Source organism: Picrophilus oshimae DSM 9789 (assembly GCF_900176435.1).
GTDB lineage: Archaea > Thermoplasmatota > Thermoplasmata > Thermoplasmatales > Thermoplasmataceae > Picrophilus > Picrophilus oshimae.
In genome coordinates, this window is the sequence record NZ_FWYE01000001.1 from 28,605 (window position 1) to 51,363 (window position 22,759).

Annotated in this window: 27 protein-coding genes and 1 tRNA gene; 20 read left to right on the plus strand and 8 right to left on the minus strand. The window is 33.3% G+C overall.

Going from position 1 to position 22,759, the window contains the following annotated elements:
* The first annotated feature begins 184 nt into the window (after window positions 1-184).
* A complete protein-coding gene (locus tag B8780_RS00165) occupies window positions 185-1,018 on the plus strand; it encodes a UbiA-like polyprenyltransferase (protein WP_269087900.1) in 834 nt (277 codons plus the stop codon).
* Between the two features lie 14 nt (window positions 1,019-1,032).
* Here the strand turns inward: B8780_RS00165 and B8780_RS00170 are convergent, their stop codons facing one another.
* Window positions 1,033-2,121 (minus strand): AAA family ATPase, encoded by a 1,089-nt coding sequence (locus B8780_RS00170; RefSeq protein ID WP_011177732.1) that lies wholly within the window; start codon window positions 2,119-2,121, stop codon window positions 1,033-1,035.
* A gap of 285 nt (window positions 2,122-2,406) precedes the next feature.
* On the opposite strand from B8780_RS00170, the gene B8780_RS00175 reads away from it, so the two are divergent.
* Genes B8780_RS00175 through B8780_RS00185 form a run of 3 tightly spaced genes read left to right on the plus strand, consistent with a single transcriptional unit; the run spans window position 2,407 to window position 6,053 of the window.
* Complete coding sequence (locus B8780_RS00175; protein ID WP_084272239.1) at window positions 2,407-4,230, plus strand: NADH-quinone oxidoreductase subunit 5 family protein; 1,824 nt, start codon at window positions 2,407-2,409, stop codon at window positions 4,228-4,230.
* A complete protein-coding gene (locus B8780_RS00180; RefSeq protein WP_084272241.1) occupies window positions 4,227-5,708 on the plus strand; it encodes an NADH-quinone oxidoreductase subunit M in 1,482 nt (493 codons plus the stop codon). Before B8780_RS00175 ends, B8780_RS00180 begins: the two co-directional genes overlap by 4 nt.
* A gap of 9 nt (window positions 5,709-5,717) precedes the next feature.
* Window positions 5,718-6,053 (plus strand): hypothetical protein, encoded by a 336-nt coding sequence (locus B8780_RS00185; protein ID WP_084272243.1) that lies wholly within the window; start codon window positions 5,718-5,720, stop codon window positions 6,051-6,053.
* Between the two features lie 2 nt (window positions 6,054-6,055).
* Here the strand turns inward: B8780_RS00185 and B8780_RS00190 are convergent, their stop codons facing one another.
* Together B8780_RS00190 and B8780_RS00195 are read right to left on the minus strand one after the other, a co-directional pair.
* Entirely contained in the window at window positions 6,056-6,373 is a 318-nt protein-coding gene (locus B8780_RS00190; protein ID WP_153274192.1) for a hypothetical protein, read from the minus strand.
* A 9-nt stretch (window positions 6,374-6,382) separates the two neighbouring features.
* Window positions 6,383-6,970, minus strand: coding sequence for a hypothetical protein (locus B8780_RS00195; RefSeq protein WP_084272247.1), 588 nt, complete (start codon window positions 6,968-6,970; stop codon window positions 6,383-6,385).
* A gap of 108 nt (window positions 6,971-7,078) precedes the next feature.
* Here B8780_RS00195 and B8780_RS08045 point away from each other — a divergent pair, with 108 nt between their 5' ends.
* The 3 genes from B8780_RS08045 to B8780_RS00205 are packed head-to-tail and all read left to right on the plus strand — an operon-like array spanning window position 7,079 to window position 8,152.
* Window positions 7,079-7,225 (plus strand): hypothetical protein, encoded by a 147-nt coding sequence (locus tag B8780_RS08045; RefSeq protein WP_011177727.1) that lies wholly within the window; start codon window positions 7,079-7,081, stop codon window positions 7,223-7,225.
* Between the two features lie 2 nt (window positions 7,226-7,227).
* On the plus strand, window positions 7,228-7,926 hold the full coding sequence (locus tag B8780_RS00200) for a hypothetical protein (protein ID WP_084272249.1): 699 nt from the start codon (window positions 7,228-7,230) through the stop codon (window positions 7,924-7,926).
* A complete protein-coding gene (locus B8780_RS00205; protein ID WP_084272251.1) occupies window positions 7,907-8,152 on the plus strand; it encodes a hypothetical protein in 246 nt (81 codons plus the stop codon). Before B8780_RS00200 ends, B8780_RS00205 begins: the two co-directional genes overlap by 20 nt.
* On the opposite strand, the gene B8780_RS00210 is transcribed toward B8780_RS00205, so the two are convergent.
* From B8780_RS00210 to B8780_RS00220, 3 genes are read right to left on the minus strand one after another with little or no spacing between them, the layout of a single operon-like run.
* Complete coding sequence (locus B8780_RS00210) at window positions 8,119-8,913, minus strand: signal peptidase I (protein ID WP_084272253.1); 795 nt, start codon at window positions 8,911-8,913, stop codon at window positions 8,119-8,121. The two genes, B8780_RS00205 and B8780_RS00210, sit on opposite strands and share 34 nt — an antisense overlap.
* On the minus strand, window positions 8,876-9,319 hold the full coding sequence (locus B8780_RS00215) for a hypothetical protein (protein ID WP_084272255.1): 444 nt from the start codon (window positions 9,317-9,319) through the stop codon (window positions 8,876-8,878). The genes B8780_RS00210 and B8780_RS00215 overlap by 38 nt, the downstream gene beginning before the upstream one ends.
* Window positions 9,309-10,235, minus strand: coding sequence for a hypothetical protein (locus B8780_RS00220; RefSeq protein ID WP_084272257.1), 927 nt, complete (start codon window positions 10,233-10,235; stop codon window positions 9,309-9,311). The genes B8780_RS00215 and B8780_RS00220 overlap by 11 nt, the downstream gene beginning before the upstream one ends.
* Window positions 10,236-10,464: 229 nt before the next feature.
* Between B8780_RS00220 and B8780_RS00225 the strand changes: the two genes are divergently transcribed.
* The 4 genes from B8780_RS00225 (at window position 10,465) to B8780_RS00240 (ending at window position 13,569) form a co-directional block, all read left to right on the plus strand.
* Entirely contained in the window at window positions 10,465-11,175 is a 711-nt protein-coding gene (locus B8780_RS00225; RefSeq protein WP_084272259.1) for a hypothetical protein, read from the plus strand.
* A 128-nt stretch (window positions 11,176-11,303) separates the two neighbouring features.
* On the plus strand, window positions 11,304-11,969 hold the full coding sequence (locus B8780_RS00230; RefSeq protein WP_084272260.1) for a winged helix-turn-helix domain-containing protein: 666 nt from the start codon (window positions 11,304-11,306) through the stop codon (window positions 11,967-11,969).
* Window positions 11,966-12,523 carry a hypothetical protein gene (locus B8780_RS00235; protein WP_084272261.1) on the plus strand — a complete coding sequence of 186 codons (558 nt, stop codon included), beginning with the start codon at window positions 11,966-11,968 and terminating at the stop codon, window positions 12,521-12,523. Before B8780_RS00230 ends, B8780_RS00235 begins: the two co-directional genes overlap by 4 nt.
* 65 nt (window positions 12,524-12,588) lie before the next feature.
* Complete coding sequence (locus tag B8780_RS00240; protein ID WP_084272262.1) at window positions 12,589-13,569, plus strand: uracil-DNA glycosylase family protein; 981 nt, start codon at window positions 12,589-12,591, stop codon at window positions 13,567-13,569.
* On the opposite strand, the gene hemA is transcribed toward B8780_RS00240, so the two are convergent.
* A complete protein-coding gene (gene hemA, locus B8780_RS00245) occupies window positions 13,570-14,766 on the minus strand; it encodes a glutamyl-tRNA reductase (protein ID WP_161939657.1) in 1,197 nt (398 codons plus the stop codon).
* A gap of 413 nt (window positions 14,767-15,179) precedes the next feature.
* On the opposite strand from hemA, the gene B8780_RS00250 reads away from it, so the two are divergent.
* From B8780_RS00250 to B8780_RS00265, 4 genes are read left to right on the plus strand one after another with little or no spacing between them, the layout of a single operon-like run.
* The gene (locus B8780_RS00250) at window positions 15,180-15,935 is read left to right on the plus strand and encodes an ATP-binding cassette domain-containing protein (RefSeq protein ID WP_084272264.1); all 756 of its coding nucleotides are present in this window, start codon (window positions 15,180-15,182) and stop codon (window positions 15,933-15,935) included.
* A gap of 4 nt (window positions 15,936-15,939) precedes the next feature.
* Window positions 15,940-16,743, plus strand: coding sequence for a hypothetical protein (locus tag B8780_RS00255; protein ID WP_084272265.1), 804 nt, complete (start codon window positions 15,940-15,942; stop codon window positions 16,741-16,743).
* Window positions 16,740-17,435 (plus strand): hypothetical protein, encoded by a 696-nt coding sequence (locus tag B8780_RS00260; protein WP_011177716.1) that lies wholly within the window; start codon window positions 16,740-16,742, stop codon window positions 17,433-17,435. The genes B8780_RS00255 and B8780_RS00260 overlap by 4 nt, the downstream gene beginning before the upstream one ends.
* Window positions 17,428-17,781: a transcriptional regulator gene (locus tag B8780_RS00265; RefSeq protein WP_011177715.1), complete on the plus strand. Its 354-nt coding sequence runs from the start codon at window positions 17,428-17,430 to the stop codon at window positions 17,779-17,781. The genes B8780_RS00260 and B8780_RS00265 overlap by 8 nt, the downstream gene beginning before the upstream one ends.
* A gap of 122 nt (window positions 17,782-17,903) precedes the next feature.
* On the opposite strand, the gene B8780_RS00270 is transcribed toward B8780_RS00265, so the two are convergent.
* Window positions 17,904-17,976, minus strand: a tRNA-Asp gene (locus B8780_RS00270).
* A 180-nt stretch (window positions 17,977-18,156) separates the two neighbouring features.
* Between B8780_RS00270 and B8780_RS00275 the strand changes: the two genes are divergently transcribed.
* From B8780_RS00275 to B8780_RS00295, 5 genes are all read left to right on the plus strand, one after another.
* The gene (locus tag B8780_RS00275) at window positions 18,157-19,317 is read left to right on the plus strand and encodes a homocitrate synthase family protein (RefSeq protein WP_084272266.1); all 1,161 of its coding nucleotides are present in this window, start codon (window positions 18,157-18,159) and stop codon (window positions 19,315-19,317) included.
* Entirely contained in the window at window positions 19,317-20,558 is a 1,242-nt protein-coding gene (locus B8780_RS00280; protein WP_084272267.1) for a 3-isopropylmalate dehydratase large subunit, read from the plus strand. The genes B8780_RS00275 and B8780_RS00280 overlap by 1 nt, the downstream gene beginning before the upstream one ends.
* The gene (locus B8780_RS00285; RefSeq protein WP_011177712.1) at window positions 20,555-21,028 is read left to right on the plus strand and encodes a 3-isopropylmalate dehydratase small subunit; all 474 of its coding nucleotides are present in this window, start codon (window positions 20,555-20,557) and stop codon (window positions 21,026-21,028) included. Before B8780_RS00280 ends, B8780_RS00285 begins: the two co-directional genes overlap by 4 nt.
* On the plus strand, window positions 21,022-22,029 hold the full coding sequence (locus tag B8780_RS00290) for an isocitrate/isopropylmalate family dehydrogenase (RefSeq protein ID WP_084272268.1): 1,008 nt from the start codon (window positions 21,022-21,024) through the stop codon (window positions 22,027-22,029). Before B8780_RS00285 ends, B8780_RS00290 begins: the two co-directional genes overlap by 7 nt.
* Before the next feature lie 69 nt (window positions 22,030-22,098).
* Window positions 22,099-22,758, plus strand: coding sequence for a DUF3834 domain-containing protein (locus tag B8780_RS00295; protein WP_084272269.1), 660 nt, complete (start codon window positions 22,099-22,101; stop codon window positions 22,756-22,758).
* Window position 22,759: the final 1 nt, after the last annotated feature.

Consider the following 22,759-nt stretch of genomic DNA (forward strand, 5'->3'; position numbering starts at 1 on the left):
TTGATTGATAAAAAGTCATAAAATGATGGGTTTAAACATACAGTGACTGCACATTTATTATAATTTTAATACGGCCATATTTATGCCTTATAATTATACATATATTTATTTATCAATTAAGATCTTAAATGAACATTTTTAATGAAATGAATATTTATTTTTATTGTTTTTTTAATGACATACTGTGCTAAAGAAATATTTGGATTATATAAAAATTGAAAACATGTTATTTGATCTTCCATTCATTCTGGCAGGCATGCTAATAGCATCCCATTATATTCATTATATAAAATTTCTTTTAATTTTAATTGCAGGTGCATCTGCAAGAACCTCTGCAATGTCAATAAACAGGATAATTGGAAAAAAATACGATATGATCAATCCAAGAAAAAAAGACTGGGCCCTTGTTTCAGGTAACATAAAAATGAAGGATGCAATTTTATTTACATTAATCTTCATTGTTATATTTGAAATATGCACATTTCTTTTAAATTACCTTGTTTTCTATCTTTCATTTTTTGTTGTTATAATGTTTATAATTGATCCATTTTTGAAAAGGTATACAGCAATCAGGCATATTTTCATGGGTGGAATCATAGGCCTTGGGGTCATCGGTGGTTATCTCGCGGTAAAACCGGCTTTTACATACAATCCATTAATATATATAATATCGGTTTCAGTTGCATTATGGGTTGCCGGTTTTGATATTATATATACCATACAGGACATTGAATACGATAAAATAAATGGGCTTAAAACCATTGTTAATACCTACGGAATAAAAAACGGGGTTTATGCATCAGATTTATTTCATATTTCATCCGCTGTTTTGTTTTTTATCTCCGGTATAATAATAAATTCTTTATACTATTATACAGCTCTTTTAATAATATATACAATAATGATTAAAGAGCATTTAATTATAAGGAATGATATAAATAAAATAATGACCTTTTTTAGATTGAATTCATTTATAGGCATCGTATTTTTAATAGGCATTGCCCTTTCATTAAGATGATTGCTTTGATTTTATTATTGAATTCTTAGATAATAATTAATAAGGTTATCAGATATTTTATACTCATTATTTATTTTCCTCACGAGGCCATGCCTTATAAGTGATTTTACAACACGATATTTGTTTGAAATTTTTATTTCGTTAAAGCCCTTGCCTGATGATAACATTTTGATTAATGATAGTTCATTCCTTGTAAGCATTGATAGTTCATGATTTATAATATTTTTATACGTTGGATCCTGAAGGAATGAATCTATTGAACATTTATTCCATGAGAGATCGATGCCTGCAAGGTTAAGCCAGGCAGGTATGCCACCTGTTATAATATATATCTTTTCAAGTGTTTCTATATCACATGTTAAATTCATATCTTTAAATCCAGCTGACAGAAAATCAATGGATTGATCATGGTTGAATGGGCCTATTTCAATGTTTTTAAAAAAGGCATAGAACGGTTCGTCATGGTTATTAAGCATTTCATCAAGTATTCCTGTTTCAGATCCTGATATAATATAATTTACATTTTTATGTTCATTAAATCTTGAGCGCATTGTTCTTAATATTTCTGGAAAAGGCTCCTTTAGCATTCTTATGTACTGGAACTCATCGATCATTAAAACCATTTTTGTTCCAAGGTCCTCGGCAAATTTTTCAGGCATATCAATAATATTTTCAATAATCTCTGATGCCTTTAATCTATTATCAAGATAATCATTGTATCTCTTTAATATAAATTCAAAATTATCAAATCTTATTCCTATCTGTTCAATACCGCCAAGAAAAAGGTTTATCTTCCTTTTTATTTCTTCCCTGTAATACTTCAACCTGTATCTTTTTGATATTGAATCAATAAGTGCGTTCAGCAGCCTTGATGAATAGTCATTTACACTTGTTATGCCCTCTATGTTAAATTTTACAACCAGGACGTCATTCTTCTCAAGAATTGATCTTGCGGCATTTAATATTGATGATTTTCCCATTCTTCTGTAACCTGTAACTGCCAGAGGCTGCCTGGTTTTATATGATTTTAATATATCTGAAATTTCATCCTTTCTGTCGTATAATTCATTTAAATCAAGCTCACGGCCAAAGATAAACTTCATCGGTACCGATATAATATCGGTACCGATAATATAAATTTATCCATGATTGTTTAATACCAGTATTAAATATATTTATCAATAAATAATGTTATATAGTATCATTATTTCTTAATTAAAAATGTTATGTTTATTTATTATATAACCTTTATTTTTTTGATTTTAAATAAAAATATATCATATTATATATTATAGGGTTAAATTTATCCTTTATTCAATATAATAAAAAAAGATTTATATTTAATAATATTTAAGGTTATAGCTTGAAACAAAATTAATGGTGAAATAATGATCAGCCTTTATCTATTGATTATAATCATTCCAGCTGCAGGATTTCCATTAGAATACCTGTTAAAAAGATTTACAGGTCTTTACAGTTCATTGGCAATTCTCGCATCATTGTTAATATTAATTGATGCATATATTTATGGAGGGAATATATATGTTCATTACACATGGTTTTATAACATAGATTTTGGAATTTATATTGATCATCTATCCTTAATAATGGCTTTTATTGTCTTGTCAGTATCATTAATAATAAACGTTTTTTCAGTATTTTACATGGGTAAAGACCCAAGGAATAGAACCTATTTTTCAGAGATAAGCATATTTGTTGCCTCAATGCTTGGCCTTGTTCTTTCATCAAATCTTGTATTTACTTTTTTGTTCTGGGAGCTTGTCGGCATAATGTCATATCTTTTAATAGGTTTCTGGTACTTTAAGCCTAATGCAGCATATGCTGCAAAGAAATCATTATTAATAACAAGGCTTGGTGATCTATCCTTTATTATTGGCCTATCGATTATATATGTATCACTTAACAGAATAGATCCGGCCAGTCCTTTAAGTATACCATACCTAATATCAAATTCAGGTTATATATCAAAAATAATTGGAAAATACACATTGACACTTTCATTGATGTTTATATTTATAGGTGCATTATCAAAATCTGCACAGTTTCCATTGCATGTCTGGCTTCCTGATGCCATGGAGGGGCCAACAACGGTATCCGCGCTGATACATGCTGCAACAATGGTTACTGCAGGTGTATATATAATAGCAAGGCTGTTCCCATTGTTTTATTATTCATATTCAATGTATACAATAGCCATTATTGGCTCTGTTACAGCCATACTTGGTGCATTAATGGGCATCGCTGTAAATGATATGAAAAGGATACTTGCATATTCAACCATGAGCCAGCTTGGATACATGTTCTCGGCACTTGGCATGTCCGGAATATTTTTCTATTCCGGTGTTTCATTTGCAATGTACCAGCTGCTTGTCCATGCCGTTTTTAAGGCATTGCTATTCATGTCCGCGGCCGTTGTAATGATGTACACGCTTGAAACAAGGGATATAAGATCCCTTGGTGGCCTGTTCAGAAAAATGCCGGCAACCGCAATATTAATGCTTATAGGCTCCATAACGCTTGCAGGCATTCCGCCGACTGCAGGCTTCTATTCAAAGGATGAGATAGTTTTCCTTGGTTATGCATACTTTGAAAGAACCGGGAATATTGTACCCTTCATGCTTTTATTAATAACCGAGGCTGTTACGTCCATTTATATATTTAGAATGTACTTTAATATTTTTCTTGGTAAGACAAAAACAAAGGCTGCTGAAAATGCCAAAGATCCAAAATTTATATATTTAATACCGTTGATAATATTAGCATTTCTATCACTGTTCCTTGGCCCATTCAGGTATAATTTCTATAAATTTATAGATCCGCATGTTTATATATATACACCACCTGCCTACATTGAGGTAGTAACGGTAATTGCCGCGCTTTCTGGTATTTACATTGCATACATTATATATAATATAAATTTCAACTCAGGTTTATACAATATAATAAGAAACAGGTTCTATATTGATAGATTCTATAATTATATAGCCAATGTTTTTATTGAAATATCTTTTGTTACGGGCATTTTTGATAGAATATATGATAATTTTCTTGATAATATGGCAGGAAAAATTGTTAAAACCGGTACCATGCTAAAAAGGATTCAAAATGGTTCATTAGAATATTATATAATCTTCCTGCTTGGTGGCCTTGCTGCAATATTTACAATTGTTGAGTTTATGGTGATGCTATGATTCTTGAGATATTATTATTATCATTTTTAACAGGTTCAATCGCCGCATTTTTCATCAAGGATAATGCCAGGATCTTTTCAATATTGTATACATTAATCATAACGTTTGTTTTTATATTATATTCGATATTTAAATTCATAAACTACAACGGCTCATTAATATCGGTATTTAATTACAATATTGTTTCATATTCAAATTCTGGGCTCTCATTTTATATAACATTATCATTTGGGCTGACCGGTTTCACGGATGCCCTGATAATAATGTCCATGGTTGTAACGTTATTTGCATTAATGATCTCTGATTATAATAATCCATCATTCTATGGTCTGATCATGATAACAGGCTTTGGATTATCAGGATTCTTTGCATCGATGAATTTTCTGTTTTTCTACGTTTTCTGGGAGGTCGTCATAATTCCAATGTTTATAATTATCTCAAGGTACGGCGGCAATAATAAAAGGCTTATATCATTAAAGTTTTTTATATATACGCATCTTGGTTCATTATTTTTGCTTTTAAGCATCTTTACATTGTCCGGCTACTATTTCATTGATACAAATGTATTAACGTTTCAGATACATACTTTAATGAATCCGTACTTTCAGAGAACAATACCAAGGGCAGGATACTATTTTATAATCTTCGGCTTCCTTGCTGCATTTCTTATAAAGCTACCAGCCTTTCCCCTTCACGAGTGGCTGCCAAATGCACATTACACTGCACCGTTTCCTGGAAGCATAATGCTCTCAGGTGGCCTGCTCTCCATGGGCGGCTATGGTCTTCTTGGTATTTTGTATCCTGTATCAGGCCTTTTCCCAAAAATCTTGATATACATATTAATATCCACTGGAATCATTGGTATTGTTTATTTTTCATTAACATCAATGTTTCAGACAAACCTTAAAAGAATGATAGCATATTCAAGCGCTGCAGAGATGTCCTTTGTTCTTGTATCATTTGGTACATCAGTAATATCAAGCGGTTATCCAAGGGTTCTTGACCTCTCTGGAGGCATGTATCAAACAGTAGCGCATAGTTTTGTAATATCACTTGCCTTTGCATCGCTTTTCTACATTTATAAAAGAACCGGTACGCTTCAGATATACGGCCTTGGTGGTATTCAAAGAAATATTCCCATGGCATCGTCGTTCTTTATGATCTCAATGCTTGCATCTTTTGGTGTTCCGGCACTTGCAGGTTTCATCGGTGAGTTTTCAATAATAGTTGGATCCTATTATTCGATAGGTCTTTTAACGTTAATTATTGTTGCAGGACTAATGATAGCCACCGGATACTTTCTATGGGCGGTACAGCGTTCACTCTATGGCATTTACAATGAAAACCTTGGTAAATTAAATGATTTAAATGGATACGAACTCCTGATTTTATTAACCATGCTCCTTGTATCCATATTTTTCGGCATCTATCCGGAACCGGTTTTTGGAATTATGCATCTTTATGCCATGAAAATCTAGGTGATTTTTATGTATGTAAATAATATAATAGATATAATAAAGGGATCCATGCTTTACGGTGATGTTGAAAATGCGTATAAAATGATACTTAAGGGAAGGTCAATCGCAGAAAAAAACAGAAACCAGGCACAGATAAAACTTTTCAGATGCATGGAGCTCATGATAAGGGGCGAGATAGGCATCGATGATTTTATTAAAAGTTTAAAGGATCTTAACATAAGATCGATAAAATACGTGGAGAACAAAAATGAATACATTGATTCAATCATTAACGTGTTTTTATATTCAATAAGCAGGTATAATATTAGATACCCGGAGTACATTAATAAAAGGATTGATCCATAATTTTATATTAAATCTCTGTTAAAGTATGAATTAAACCTTGTTACTATGGAAAAATCATTAAATTTTTTTGATATTTCAGAGAGGCATAGATCCAGCTCATCTACGTTTTCATAGTAAAAAAGCATCACGGCAATATCACCAAAGAACCTGAATAATAGATACCTCTGTGATACCAGTGGCATTGAATTAATTGTTCTCTTTAAATTTTTCTCTGAATCCTCAATTTTTAATGTAACAACAAAGATATTCTGTGAAAGATTTTTTGAAAGCATTCTTTGATCAATTACAGGCATTAAATAAAAGTATTTGTTTTGAAGCATGAAATTTATCTATCTGTTCACTGTTTTTACAGATTTTTTTATCCTGTCTGAAATCACCTTTAGATTTATATCGTATATATCCTTGTATGCTATGGAATTGTATAGATCCTTAAGATAATCCGGCATGGAAAAATTATAATCATAATTTGTGATTTTTAATATATTGTATTCATTATTAAGCATGTCATTTATTATTCTTATATTTTTGTCCAGTATGTTCAGTGGGGAGTTCAAAATCTCAATAATGAAGACCCAGCTTGCATTAATGGAAAAAATGCCGGATGATTCATAGATATGGCCAAGATGCATTGACTCTATGAAATATATTCCTGATAACCGGTCAAATATTTTTGAAATTTTTATACTATTCCCGGGAATTAAAATTACCTGCCTTGCCACGATCTCATTCGAAGGAATCAATGCAAGCTTTTTTATATAGCCTGAATCGACCAGAATATGCCATGATTTGTAAACGGCACCAGGATTTATATAATTATATTTTGATATATTATATGGTGTTGGCCTTGTTGAAAATGTATTAAATTCCTCGTTAGGCCAGTTCCAGGATCTAAAAATGGTTCTTGTAATTTCATCCATAATATATATTTATTACCATATATAAAACATTTTTGCATTTTTATTATATTAAAGGAAATGAAATATTTATATAGAAGAATAAAATTAATACTATAATACGGTGTTTTTATGGCAGATAAGGAAGACAAAAAGAAGGAGAAGGAATTTTTAAAGAAGTTAAGAAAGAATAGCATAAAAAGCGATGATATAGCGGAGGATGCTGCGGCTGCCGAGGAGGACGCTCTTGAAGGTGGACAGTTTGAGCACGGTGAGTAGTCTTGCATAGAACCATTAAAAATGATATAAACATAGAAATAATAAGAAGATTTAACTGGCCGGAAAATTCCGGATCCTATTCTGAGAGGCCGACACCGTATAATATATCAAGGAGTCTTAATATATCACCATCGAGTACATATTATGCATGGAACAAGGTTTTTGGCAACAACGGCATTGTAAATACAGTAAGAATAAATGTTAGATCCTCACTTCTTGGATTTTACAGATACATTGTTATGTCATCATATGAAAATGATAATGATATTAAAAAATTGATGGATCTTTATTTTATAGAATCAATATACTATGGAAGGGTCGAGAGCAGTTCAGGAATAGAAATACCTGATAAAACTGCAACAATAATAATCATAGCCAATTCCTATGAAATGGCCATAGAGGAGATGAAGGTAATAAAGGCTGTGATAGACCCTGTTTACATATATATAAACAATGTGCCAATGGATATAAAAAAGGCAAGAATCAACGATATACATAGAAAAATACTAAATTATATATCATACAAAGAACCATTTAACCTTACAGCAAAGAGTGTGGCAGAGGCACTTAATATAAATCCTGCAACAGCAAAGCGTGCCCTGGACTACTTTGTAAAAAATGAGTACTTTTATTATACCCTGTTCTTTAACGTAAGAATGGTAAAATCAAATATAATAAGCATTGACTGTTTTCTGTCCTGATGGCAGGATAAATGAAACAATAAATAAACTAAAAAAGATAGATTTTCTAAATCAAAGGTATCTTGTTTACAGGCAGTTTTACAGTGGCTTTTCAATGAAACTCATTGCAGATACAAAATCTGAGGTGGACGATATAATAAAAATAAGTTCAAAAACACTTGATAACTTTATGTTAATGACAAATTTCAATGCCTACTTTAACCGGGATTTAAAATGGTGTTTATAACGCCTTTTTTCTGGAATTGATATAAAAACTATAAGAATTGATATTATTATGGCGAGGGTTAGCTTGCTGTATATTATCGGATATCCCGCATATGGTAAATTAAAAACCACTATTCCAACGATGTTTTTCAATGGAACCGGCATTGGATCCTCCGATGGATTTGCGACCCCTTTTGTTCTCACGTACTCTGATCCGTTTATATAGCATATTCTTATAATCTCATGGGCGTAATAAACACCGTTCTTCCATGGGGCATTGAATTCTATTATATCGCCTATTTTAACGGTTTTAGGATTTACCGGTTCAACAAATAAAAGTGACCCGGGTTTTATAACAGGGTACATGCTTCCTGTTGGATCTGCAACAACGTAGTGCTCACTGTTAATAATATATGCAATGCCGGCAAATGCCAGCATCGATGCAATCAATATGACTGTGCCCTTTTCCATCCTTTTGTTTACCTTTATCCTTGGCTTTCTTTTTTCCTTTAATATTTTATTTATATATACATTGCCCTTCAATGTGTATTGTACAATTAACAGCACCGCAGATATGGCAATTACACTGTAAACAAGCTGAAAATACTTTGAAACGTAGATTAATATTGTTAAATTACTGTAAAAATAGAATACAAATAAAAACAGAAACAATAATAAAAAGTTAAAATCACTTTTATAATATATAAATTCTGATAGAAATCCAGCAAGGATCAAAAAAAGCAGCTCAAAGAGTATTAAAGAAAACAAATTTTTTACATCCATGTATGCACTGTATGGCACGGAGGATAGTGCAAATATTACCGATGATAAAAAAAATATTCCTTACCGCGGCCTTTTTGTTTGACCTTGTTATAACAAGAAATAACATTGAGAATGAAAAGGCAAGTATAAGTGAATATAATAATATATTTGGTATTGCATTTATAATAAATATCAGTTTTATCTTTTTGAATGCTATAGCAGGCTCAAGTATTATAAATATGAGTATCAATGCATATAAAACACCCTTGTATGAATCTTTAAAGCTTATTTTTATATTTTTAACAAAATAGATAAGTGCAATTAAAGGAAATAATGCCAGAAGCCAGCTATTATGTATTATAATAACCTCTAATTGATAAACCGCAATAAAAATTATTATTGATATGTATTCTGGTTTAATCCTCATCCTTAACCTCTGAAAAATAATACATATTATCATGCTCTATAAAGAATATGTTCTGTGGCTTGCTGTAAAATATGGGATCCTCATATATCTCTGCCAGTTTGGCAAGATCGTCAAACGTTGATAATCTCTTCATGCTTCCATTCACCTCGTAATCAACCTCTATTATATCATTCTCGGAGAGTGTTTTTTTCAAGGATGCTCCTGCGCTTTTTGGCGTTGACAGTGAAACAAGAAGTATTAATGATACCGCGGATCCGGCAACGATTATATAAGAGTATATTAACTGAATATTTATATAAGGATACCCTATCCTTGATGTTTTGATACTATATGAATCAACGTATGCCGGTGAGCCGTAATTAAATGAGTACTCCCTTGATGAGCTTGATATGCCTATGCCGGTCTCACTGCTGCCAGAGGCAGAATTTATCGTGGAGTTTATTACAATTGAAACTGATCCAGGGTCCGGATAGCCAAGCTCAGCATCTATATGATTTTCTACATTTTGGTATTCTGTAAAGTTTACAGGAAGATATATTTCCTTATTATATGTGCCATTGAAACTTATCCTTGTTATGTTTTCATAAACGATCTTTTCCCATTTTGGTGAGTTTGATATTATTAAAACCTGCTGCATTATTTCAACGCTTGTGTTTACCCTTGAATTCATTGAAACATAGTCATATATTGTTAGATTCTTGGTTATATTTGTATATAGTATTTCAGGATAGTAGGCAACGTTATTATTATAAAGACAGTTTTTATCATAATGGGCCACAACATAGTAGTATGACGATACGTCGCACTGAAAGTTTTTTGTTTCCAGTGTTTTTTGATGTGGCTGTACAACTGTGAATATGCCAAATACAAGTAGTAATGTTAATGCTATTGCCATTGCCTTATAAATCATTTTCATAATTGATTATAATTATGTCATTTTAAAAAAAATGGAAACACTAGTAAATAAATTATATAAGTATAATTTATACTTAATATTTATATTTATAAAATTTAATTAATAGACATAAAAATGACTTTTACTTTTATATTATAATTATAGATTCTAAGTAACAATAATAATTATATTAAATTTTTAGTATTTTTTCATTCCATGTTAATTATCATGTAAATAATAATATAAATAGGTGATAAACCTGAATAAAAAGATAGCGGTATTGCTTGTTGTGCCGATACTGATTGCGATGGGAGGCACCTTTGCCTTTTCAGCATTCTCCGGCTCATCAAGCATAACAGTGAATAGCACCGCCGGGCATATGACATGGGAGCTCGACGGACATTTGATAGCAACAAACGCAACAAACACACCAATAACAGTTGAAGGACCCAATGGAATGATATATGAAATAGGCGTCGCAGAGCCATATCATCATGCAAATGGAGTATATAACCTGAAGCTTGGAAGCCAGTACTATAACACATTGAAAACAGAGGAATACACAATAAACGTAACGAATTTTGCACCCGGTGAATACGTTGAGATAGAAATGGTACTTACAAACAACGGTACTGTTGGTTTTGTTGCAACACCATCAGTTGGTGGATTCCACACATCATCAAACGCAACATACAACCCATCAGGTAAGTCAATAAAGTATATGAATGTTCCAGCAAGCTCATTTATGGCAGACCTTGAAAGTGCAACAGGCTATATATACAACGTATCATATCAGACGCCAACAAGCAACAGTGGCTTTGGAGCTTCACTGAGCCCTGAGGGAACAGCAATAATGGATATATGGGTTGGACTTGGAAACTCAGCGGGAGCTGATGTAAACCACTACCAGGGATCTGACTTTAGCTTCACAGTAACAGTAAATGTGGTTTCAGACCCGTAAAACTAAGGATCTAAATTAAAATATATTTTTATTTTTTATGTAATAAAAAATTATTTTGTTATAATTACAGACATTAAATTACAATTTAATGTAATAAATATTAATATAACAATGAAGGTTGATTAAATATGGCGGTGGATAATAACACAAAAAAGTTTGTATTCGAGCATAATGAATGGGAATTGAAGTTTAATAAGTCTTTGAATAATAACCAGATATCAGTTTGCCTTGTTTCAAATAACAGTGAAACAATAATACCGGTGATACCAATCTACGGTAACATAGCGCAGAAGATATCAATTATAAAATCCTATAGATTTCTAAATACCGATTTAAGGGTAAAGAGAACAATTGGCATATATTCAGGTGCGGTTGATAATACAATAAAGGACCTTGCATCAATAAACGGCATAGATTTAACAAAACATATAGAAATAATAGGCCCGCAGGAGAAGATAATAATGGTCCTAAAGGTTTATAATTCATCGCTTGTTATTGATAATCTTGATTCCAGCAGAAATGAAAAGATTATTAAAAAGAGCAAGAGGAGCAGGACAAATATAGTTATGAGCATGCTTGAATCACTTGAGACAAATGGTGATATGAACATAACAAAAATAGTTTATGCATGCAACCTGAATTACCAGTACTGCTCATCAATTATAGAGGATCTAATAAGGAATAAATTTATAGAGGTAAGCGAGAACTCCAATAGCATTATAAAATACAGGCTTACGGATCTTGGCACGAAGTATTTAAAGAAATTGCGCGATATAAATGATAATAATTTATGATATACATTATATTAATACCAGTTTTAATAATGTTTGTTTACAATTTGTTAAGAATCTTTTTCATTAAGCCCTACAATGATTTAAAAAATATCATTGAAAGGAATAAAAATGCATATGACTATGAGTTTCTCAGGGATTTTATGGCATTTATGGCAAAGTCAAACACAGGCAAATTCTTTAAGGCAATAAAAACAATGAACGAAAATGATATAGAAAATGCCATTGACAGATCAATAGAAGAAATGGAGATGGATATAAAAAATATATACATGAATATTCAGTTAAAAAACCAGCTTAAAAGTGAATATGAAAGATTTAAGGAGGGGTTTAACTATCTTTCAATATTCATAGATTACTATTCAATATCCTTGATAACCGTTGATTTATTAGGCTATATAATTTCATATTTCAATAAAATATTATCATATGGATTCAATATATTCTCAGTGGCATTAACAATAACATATGTGTTTACAATAGTACTTTTAATAATAATAACGCTTGATGCAAGAAGCGAGATAAAAAAGAAGATATTATTTAAAATATTTATATAATAAATATAAGATATTTATAATATTTTAATAGGGAAATTTAAAAACGTTGAAAAGATAGAGTTACCATGGAGGAAATCCAGGAAAAAAGCTGTGGTATAATACTTTATTCATATTATAATAATGAGGTAAGATACCTTTTCCTAGAAAGGGCCAGGGGATGGATAGACTTTCCAAAGGGACATGTTGAAAAATTTGAGAACTGCATCGAGGCTGCAAAACGTGAAACCTATGAGGAAACAGGAATAATGCCTGAATTTATAGATCCCTTCTTTAAACATGATATGTATTACAATGTAAAGAGATACAATATTGATGTTTTAAGGGTTATAACATTGTACATAGCATCTGTACCATATGATTCCGTTGTAAAGATCTCTGAGGAGCACGTATCATACAGGTGGTTATCATACGAGGAGGCATGCAGGGAGCTTGAATTTGAAAATCAAAAAAGCATGCTTAAGTACGCCAATGATTACATAAATAAAAAGAATCTTATGAATAAATTAAACTATGAATATTCAAGATTGCCAAGAAAGGATCATAACTGGAGTATGAGCAGAAATTATGTTCCCGGTGAGGGTAATTTAAATTCAGAGGTAATCTTTATAGGGCAGTCACCTGGATTCAACGAGGATGAAACAAGGAGGCCTTTTACCGGAAGGGCAGGTCTTTTTCTAAATTCCCTGCTAAAGATGGCGGGCCTTGAAAGGAACAGGGTTTATCTCACAAACGTGTTAAAATTCATGACGTATAAGAACAGACCACCAAACAAACATGAGATAGAAAATGCAATGCCATACCTTTTAAAGGAGATAGATATAATAAGACCAAAGCTCATTGTATTAATGGGTTCCACCGCGGTAAACGCATTTCTTCCAAAGCATTCTGTGACCTTATATCATGGGAAGCTAATAAATGATAGGATGAAATTTTATATAACATTGCATCCTGCATCAGCACTGCATGTTCTGCAGAACATGCCGTTGATAGAGGAGGATTTCAGGAACCTTGGCATTATTATAAAGGATATGAACATAAGTTTTTAATTATAATTTTTTAACAATGTTTTCCATAAACTGCTCCAGCATCTTTTTATATTCATTTAATATGTAATCAAAGTTCTTATTTTCCTTTATAAACTGCTTAACAGAGTTTGTGTAAGGCGCAAGTATTTTATTTATAAGTGAGCTTGTCATTGCATCTATATCCTTTTTCTGCTCATCATTAAAATCCTGAATTAAAAAGAGCTCTTCCAGTTCATCCTTTTTAACATTGTTTGCAAATTTATAAAACATTGCTATTACGTCATCAAGCATCATTTCCTTTAATTTTTCATCTATTGTTTTCTGCTCCTGGTTTATTATTACCTCGGCAATCTCAACCTCGCCTTTCTTTTCATCCTCGTTTCTTTTTAATATCTTTCCTATTTCATTTATTGACAATAACCTTGCATATTTTGAAATTTCCGGATCAATGTTTTCAGGCTTTGATATATCAATAAAATATTTGTTCCTTGCAAGATCTCCAAGATCTTTAACTATATAATTACCTGCAGATGTTGCCGCAATTATTATATCAGAGTTTTTAATTAAATTATTAAGATTTTTTATTGAATCATAGGAATAGCCATAAAGAACGGCAAGATTTCTTGCATGATCTATTGATCTACCGGCTATGGTAACGTTCCCTGGCCTGTACTCTTTTAAATATCTTGAGAAATCTGTTGCCATCTTGCCGTTTCCTATTATTAATATTGATTTATTATTAATTCCGTATTCATTATCGCATATATCAAGGGATATTGCAGGTATCGATGTCTTGCCACGTGATATTGAAGTCTGCGTTCTTACCCCCTTGCCAACGTTCAATGCCTTTTTAAAGATGTATGATAAAATCTTTCCAGAGGTTTTCCTCTTTATTGATAATTCATAGGCTTCTTTGACCTGCCTCATGATATCATTTTCGCCTATGGACATGGACTCAAGTCCTGAAGCAACCCTTAATAAATGCATTGTGGATTCAGGATAATTGTATATTAATGAATCCTTGAATAAATCTTTATTTATTTCATTTCTGGTGTATGCATAAATTTCAACCCGGTTGCATGTAATTAAAATAACGAATTCATCAATTGATGACTTTTTGCACAGGGACTCAAAATAGTTATAATCATTGTTTACTATTTTATCAAACCCCTCCGGGGTATCCCTAAAGTTCCATGTAATTGCATAAATCGGAATCATGATAATCATTATAGATATAAAATATTGATAAATAAACTTTCTTAAATCATTTATAATTATGAAAATGAATCATCCTTATAAAATTTTTCATATATCATTTTAATAAATGCATGGATAAAAGTAAAAACGATTATTAGATCATTAATAAATTAGGTTCCGCAGCGATTGATTTTATAATATAAAGGATTAACAAACAATATAATTATTACATAAAGTTCATTTTGAAAATCCATGAAGAATGAATTTAAATTATTATTGATATTTATCCGGATCGTTTGCATACAATTGAAAAATTATAACCACAGATATTAAAAAACCATAAATTTAAACAAAAATATTTAAATCATGTAATAAAAACAGTTCAAAAATTGAACTTTAATGGTATTATAAATATCGCATTATAATATAAATTTATGATAAAATTGGAGAATTTAACAATAAGATCTTCAGGAAAAAATATAATTAATGGGTTGAATGCATCTTTTAACGGCAAAACCATTGTCATAGGGCATAATGGTGCCGGCAAGACCACACTTATCAAGGCAATGCTTGGCATTATAAACCATACAGGCAGGATTGATATACCAAAAAATAGTCAACGTTTTACCACAAATCTGATAGATGTTTATAAAATACTCAATGTCAGTGCACTGGACCTTATAAAGATATACGCCAGGGCCATGGAATCTGATCCTGAAAGGATAATCAGCATTCTTGAGAGATTTAAAATAAAATACATACTTAAAAGGAGGATAACAAGGCTAAGTACAGGAGAGGCAAGGTTATTTTCATTAGCAATGGCCATCGGCCTTAATGGCTGGTTTACCATGCTTGATGAGCCCTTTGAAAATCTTGATATTTCAAGAAGGGAGGAGGCCATAAAGATGATAAATGATCTTAATAGAGATCTGTTAATTGTTACACACGATATCCAGGTTCTGAACAAATTAAATTTTTCAGATATGTATTTAATGGTGAATGGATCAATGGCAGGACCGCTTCCAAGGGCCGATCTTGAAAACCTTTATTTAAGCAGGGAAGATAATGGCAGGGCCATTCTTTCATTTAGCGTTATGGGAAGGAACTTTTATATTAATAAGGACGCTGGCGATTATCCAATCATGTCGTTCCATTCAATGGATGAGCTTATTCAGGTTATTGAGGGGTGATATAATGATATTAAAGTCATACATTAAATCATTATTCTCCAGCAGGACAATATGGTTCTGGTCTGTTGGCTTCATTATATTCTGGCTCTTCCTTGGGGTATTCGTTTTTCCTCAGGATATTAATAACAGCTCATTTGATATTATTAATTATGCATCGTTGTGGTACTCACTAACATCAATACTTTCAGTGGCCGCAATAGGCGTTTCAATATCATTTTCAATATACTATTCAAGCAGCTCCCTTGCATATCTTTTCCATAATAGCAAACTGTCTTCATACAGATATTATCTTGAATCATCTGTGGCCACTGGATTATTTTTTACAGGTACAGGCACGGTACTTATGATGTTTATGGCATTATTATTCTACATAAGATTCCATGTAATTGTATACCCGCATATTTTCTGGCTTGCATTAATTCTGTTCTTTTCCTCCGGTCTTTTCTTTTATTCTCTGTCTGCGGCCCTCGTGGTTATATTTAATAACTGGCTTGGCCTGAAAAACATAAACTTTGTAGCCTTTATACCACTGTTTCTTGGATATGGATTTGGCTATTCCGCTCTTTATGGTTCATTACCGCACTGGCTTCTTTATTCAAACTTTGTTTCACCTTATGAGTATTTATATATGATGTCATTTACTGGCAGGGTACCATTTAGTAATATTTTAAACCATGCCTCCACGCATGCCTCAATTTTACTGTGCTCGGTTAGTGTTTTAATCTGGATGGTTATATTTATATTCGCTGCATTGTTACTAATAAAAAGCATCAAGGCATCCTATGTTGAAGAGGCCAGGCAGATATGAACTCTGAAGGCAATGACTTTGCTGTAGAAGAACTGATTGAGGCGGTTGAATACGTCCAAAATGCAGAGAAGATAATTCTAAAAAATACGTTTTTTAGATATTTTGTTTCATGGGGCCTTATCTTTGAGGCTTTTGTATCTATTTATTTTTTCTCAATGAACGTTAATATAAGGCCACCATATCTCCTGGGCTTCGTTGTTGGGCCCTTTTATTTAATATTAATAATCATTGGTGGCGTGCTTAGCACAAGATACTTCAGACCACTTAACGGATTCAGGCGTTTCAGCTACAGGGTTCTTGGCATATCCATAAGGAGATTTTCAACAGTTGCCGGGCTATCAATCTATGGCTCACTAATAGTTCTTATCTTATTTATCAGTGCATACACGGCATTTATGCATAATATCAATTATCCTGTGGAAATTGCATTCAATCTTATAGATCTTGCACTGGCAATAATACCACTGTATCTTCTTATAATAATGAAGGCTGCATTTCTTAGGATACCGGTTCAGGGATACGTATCATCAATTTCATTTCTGGTCTCGGTTATCATCCCTTCAATTTTTTATATAACAGGTTATTTATTGTATCAAAGTCCTGGAGATCTTTACGCCATTGCCTGGGCAGTTACGGGAATGCTCTGGATAATATCAGGAATAACCATGCGCCCACATACAGGGGATGATTAATCTGGAGAATAAAAGAATAGACGAATTTAACAATCAGAAAAGGGATCTGGTTAACGATTTCGTTGATCTGATCAGCTCCAGAACTTTTAAGTCCACGTTAAGGATTGCAATCATTGTACTTCTTGGAATAAATGGGCCGCTTACATTTACAGATCTTCAAAGATCATTGAGGATTGGTAAGGGCAGCCTGAAGAATCATCTTGATGTTCTTGAAACCGAGGACTTTATAAAGGGCAGGAACGTAATAACACTTAATGGCCCAAGGCTGGTATATCAGATAACAGATAAGGGCAGGGAATTTTATAATAAATACATCGATCTATTCGACAGATTTAAATTATTATAAAGATGATCAAAAATGATCTTTAATGACCATTTAAACTGGATTTTATAAAATTTGTTTAATATTGGAATTATAAATCTTGTATATTATAAAATGATAATTTAAATTTATGAATGATTATTTTTCGCCTCGGCCGGGATTTGAACCCGAGTCACAGGCTCGACAGGCCTGTATGATAGGCCGCTACACCACCGAGGCATTAAACCATTATTGTTAAGTGTTATTTAAAGATTTTTTAATTATTAACCGGTTTCCAAAATATTTATATAATAGCTTGATAATATCTATCTAATGAATGGTATGGTATTCACACAGCTCCTGTTCTTGTTGGCTGAGTGAATACTATCTCCATTTTTTTGGTTTTTGGAGGTAGTTATTATGGGTTGTTTTGGAGGAGGCTATGCCAGATTTTTCCATACGGGGATGCACAGCAGGCTTGGCTTAAACAGTGTAAAAAAGAGAATAAGGATATTTGACACAACTTTAAGGGACGGGGAGCAGTCACCCGGTGTTTCATTTAATATAAATCAAAAGATAAGGATTGCAGGTATGTTAGTTGACCTTGGCGTGGATATGATAGAAACAGGCTTCGCCGCAGTATCATCAGAGGAATCAATGGCAATAAGGAAGATACATGAAATGGATGGAAATTTCATATCATTAGCAAGATGCAATAGATATGACATAGACAGTGTAATAGATACTGGAATAGATAATATACATCTATTTATCGCCACGTCGGATATTCATATAAAGTACAAGCTAAAAACATCCAGGGAAAACATAATGGAAAAAATCGTTGACTCGATAGATTATGCAAGATCTCATGGATTAAATGTTTTATTCTCACCTGAGGATGCAACAAGAACTGATATGAATTTTCTTATTGATGTTATAAATACAGCCATCTCATCAGGCGCATATGAAATAAACATACCTGACACAATAGGAATAATGAATCCAATATCCATGTACAATTTTATTCATGAAATAAAAAATAGAACGAAATCATGTATAAGTGTTCACTGTCACAATGATTTTGGCATGGCAACGGCGAATACCCTTGCAGCCATTATGGCAGGTGCAGATGGTGCCCAGGTAACAGTAAATGGTATAGGTGAAAGGGCCGGCAACGCAGCACTTGAGGAGGTTGTTCTATCAGTACATGCATTTACAGATTGCTCAACCGGAATAAACATGAGGATGATACCAAAAATCTCTAAATATGTATCAATGGCATCAAAAATGTATATACAAAAAAACAAGGCCATTGTTGGTGAGAATGCATTCTCACATGAATCAGGAATACATGTTCACGGCCTGATAAACAATCCGGAGACATATGAGCCAATAGATCCAGGCATCCTTGGTTTAAATAGAAGAATAGTGCTTGGAAAGCACTCCGGGACAACATCCTTAAAATATATTCTGGAAAGTCATGGCATAAAAAAGAGTGATGATGAGATCTCAGGGATATTAGTAAGGATAAAGGATATGAATATTTACGACGAAAATGAAATATTAAAAATGGTGAGATGATGAAAACGGCAGTTGAGAAGATATTTAGTGATAAATCAGGCAATGATGCAAGGGCCGGCGATTATGTTATAGCCAATTTAGATTATGTTATGGTAAATGATATAACAGGCCCAATAGCAATTGACGCATTCAATGAACTTGGTTATAAACCATTAAGCGATAGAATCGTTGTTATACCTGATCACTTTGTACCACCAAAGGATATAAATTCTGCAATACAGTATAAAAAGGTAAAGGATTTTGCATTAAAGCATAACACACATTTTTATGATCTTGGCCGTGGAGGTGTGTGCCATCAGGTCATGATGGAAAAGGGCTTTGCTGCACCGGGCAGATTAATAGCAGGCGCGGATTCACATACAAACACCTATGGTGCACTATCATGCGTTTCAGTTGGCATAGGCAGCACGGAGGCCGGTGTCATCTTTGGAACAGGCAGGATGTGGTTTAAGGTTCCTGAGACAGATTTAATAAGAATAAATGGAAGACCAAAAAAGGGCGTCTATGGCAAGGATATAATATTAAACGTGCTTTCAAGGATAGGCAACGGTGGCTCTGCATACAAATGCATGGAGTTCACAGGCAGCACCATTGATTACCTTGATATAAATGAAAGAATGACCATGGCAAATATGACCACTGAGGCCGGTGCAAAATGCTCATTTTTTAATGCCGATGAAAAAACACTGGATTATATAAGAAATAAAACAGATGATTACAAAATATATAAAGATGATGAAAACGCAGAGTACTCAAGGATAATAGATATAGATGCCTCGGAAATAGAGCCATCTGTTGCGATTCCAAACTCACCGGATAATGTAAGACCCGTATCAAAGGTATCTGAAAGAATTGACCAGGCATATATAGGTTCATGCACCAATGGCAGGATAGAGGATATAAGAAGGGCGGCCCTGATATTAAAGGATAAAAAGATAGATAAAAATGTAAGGTTAATGGTCGTTCCCGCCAGTCAGGAGGTGTATAACCAGGCATTAAAAGAGGGGCTTGTTGATATTATAACTGATGCCGGTGGATATTTTGCAGGGACAACATGCGGTGCATGCCTTGGAGGCTACATGGGCGTTCTTGGCCCTGGAGAAACATGCATATCAACAACAAACAGAAACTTTATAGGAAGGATGGGTGACAGGACATCGAGAGTCTACCTGGCAAATCCAGAGGTTGTTGCCGCATCTGCAATAATGGGAAGAATAGCATCACCGGAGGAGATACAATGATAACAGGAAAAGCATGGATTCTTGGTGATAATATAGATACAGATCAGATAATACCTGCAAGGTATTTAAATACATCAGAGCCTGAAAAGCTGGCACCGCATTTTATGGAATACACAAATCCAGAACTGGCATCAATGATAAATAAGGGAGATATTATAGTTGCTGGCAAAAACTTTGGTTCAGGTTCAAGCAGGGAGCATGCTGTTATAACAATAAAGGCGCTTGGCGTATCCTGTGTAATTGCCGAGAGTTTTGCAAGGATCTTTTTCAGGAATGCTATAAATAATGGTTTACTTCTCATAGAGGCAAAGGTAAACGCAAAAAATGGTTCAATAATATCAATAGATATGGAAAACGGCATAATAAAAACAGAGGATTCATCATACAGGTTTAGAAGTTACCCTGATTTTATAATGAACATAGTAAATGCAGGCGGGTTAATAAACTATGTGAGGTCATCAAAATGGTAGATGTTGCACTAATACCAGGGGACGGCATAGGAAGGGAGATCATGCCAGGCGTTGCGGCGGCAATTTCATCAATAACCGGTATAAACTTTGTAACCTTTGATATATCATCAGAAAGATACATAAAAACAGGAATTATAATAAAGGACGACGAGCTTGAGGAATTAAAAAATTACAGGGCAATATTATTTGGTGCAATAGGTGATCCAAGGGTAAGACCCGGTATAATGGAGCAGGGCGTGATATTAAGGCTCAGGAGGGAGCTTGAATTATACATGAATATAAGGCCTGTAAGATCCTTCGATGATAAAATAAAAATAACAATATTAAGGGAGAATACGCAGGATTTTTACACAGATATAAGTGGAATAATACCGGGCAAAAGATCATTTAATGTAAACGGTACAAGAATAGAAATAGATGGTTCCTCATGTGATGAGGTTTACTACACGATGGGCATGCTATCATACAGATACCTAAAGAAATTCTTTAACAAAGCATTTTCAATTTGTGATTCAACAGTTACTGTAACCGACAAGGCAAACGCTGTAAAAATGTACAATCTCTGGAGATCAACGGCAATGGAAACCGCAATTGAAAAAAACATAAATATATCATTTGAGTATGCCGATGCACTTGCATATAATATGATATTAAATCCTAAAAAATACAGGTATATCATTGCACCAAACCTTTATGGTGATATAATATCTGATATGGGGGCCGCACTTGTGGGCGGTCTTGGATATGCACCATCAGCAAACATTGGCGATAAAAATGCCCTCTTTGAGCCTGTTCATGGCAGTGCACCTGATATTGCCGGAAGAGATATGGCAAATCCTGCCGCATCAATAATGGCAGGCTCAATGCTTCTTGAATACCTTGGCTACAGGGATGAATCAAGAATAATAAACGATATGGTAAGAAACCTTTACATTAATGGCGTATTTAATAGCGAAAGAACATCGAAGATTATTGAAAGATTTATGACAATAACTAAATAATTTACCATTTAGACTTTTCGTTTTTTTATTAATACAATACATTAATTAATATATAAATAATATTGAAATATGAAGGTTATAGCTGCACCCGGACCGGTATCATATCCAATAATAGCGGCCACGATGGATATAAAGGACATAGATATAGAATTCTCAAAGGAAGGAATGGCAGATGTGGTTCTTGATTCCACGGTTTCCCTTGTAAAAAGGAATCTTAACATAGACTATGTAACAATAAAAGGCCTTTCAAGGGTATATCCAAAGATTGGATATAAAATAGGAATGACAAGAAAAGGCGGTGCCGCGGACGTTATTTTCAGGGCCTACATAGACATCTCCGGCAAAACGGTCGAGATAAAGTATTATAACGATATGTCATCAATGATGGACGCATTGAACAGCAGGGAGATAGATACCGTTGTTGCCCCGGCAATGATGAGCGGTGGTGAGACACTTGAAAGTTATCTGGGCAGCGTTGGTGTTTATGTTCCAGGCAGCTGTGGTGCCGCAGTCTTTAACAACAGCGATGATTTTATAAAGGCTTACAACCATGGCATAGATTTAATAAAAAATGATCCTGAAAAAACAGCTGATTACATATTATCAAAGCTGCCAATGAAATTCCCAAGGGAGTTCATCATAGAAACAATGAGAAATTCAGAATTAAATGTGCATAAACCCGATGATTATAAAAAGTTCTCAGAGATAGTAAGGAAATACTCTGAATAAA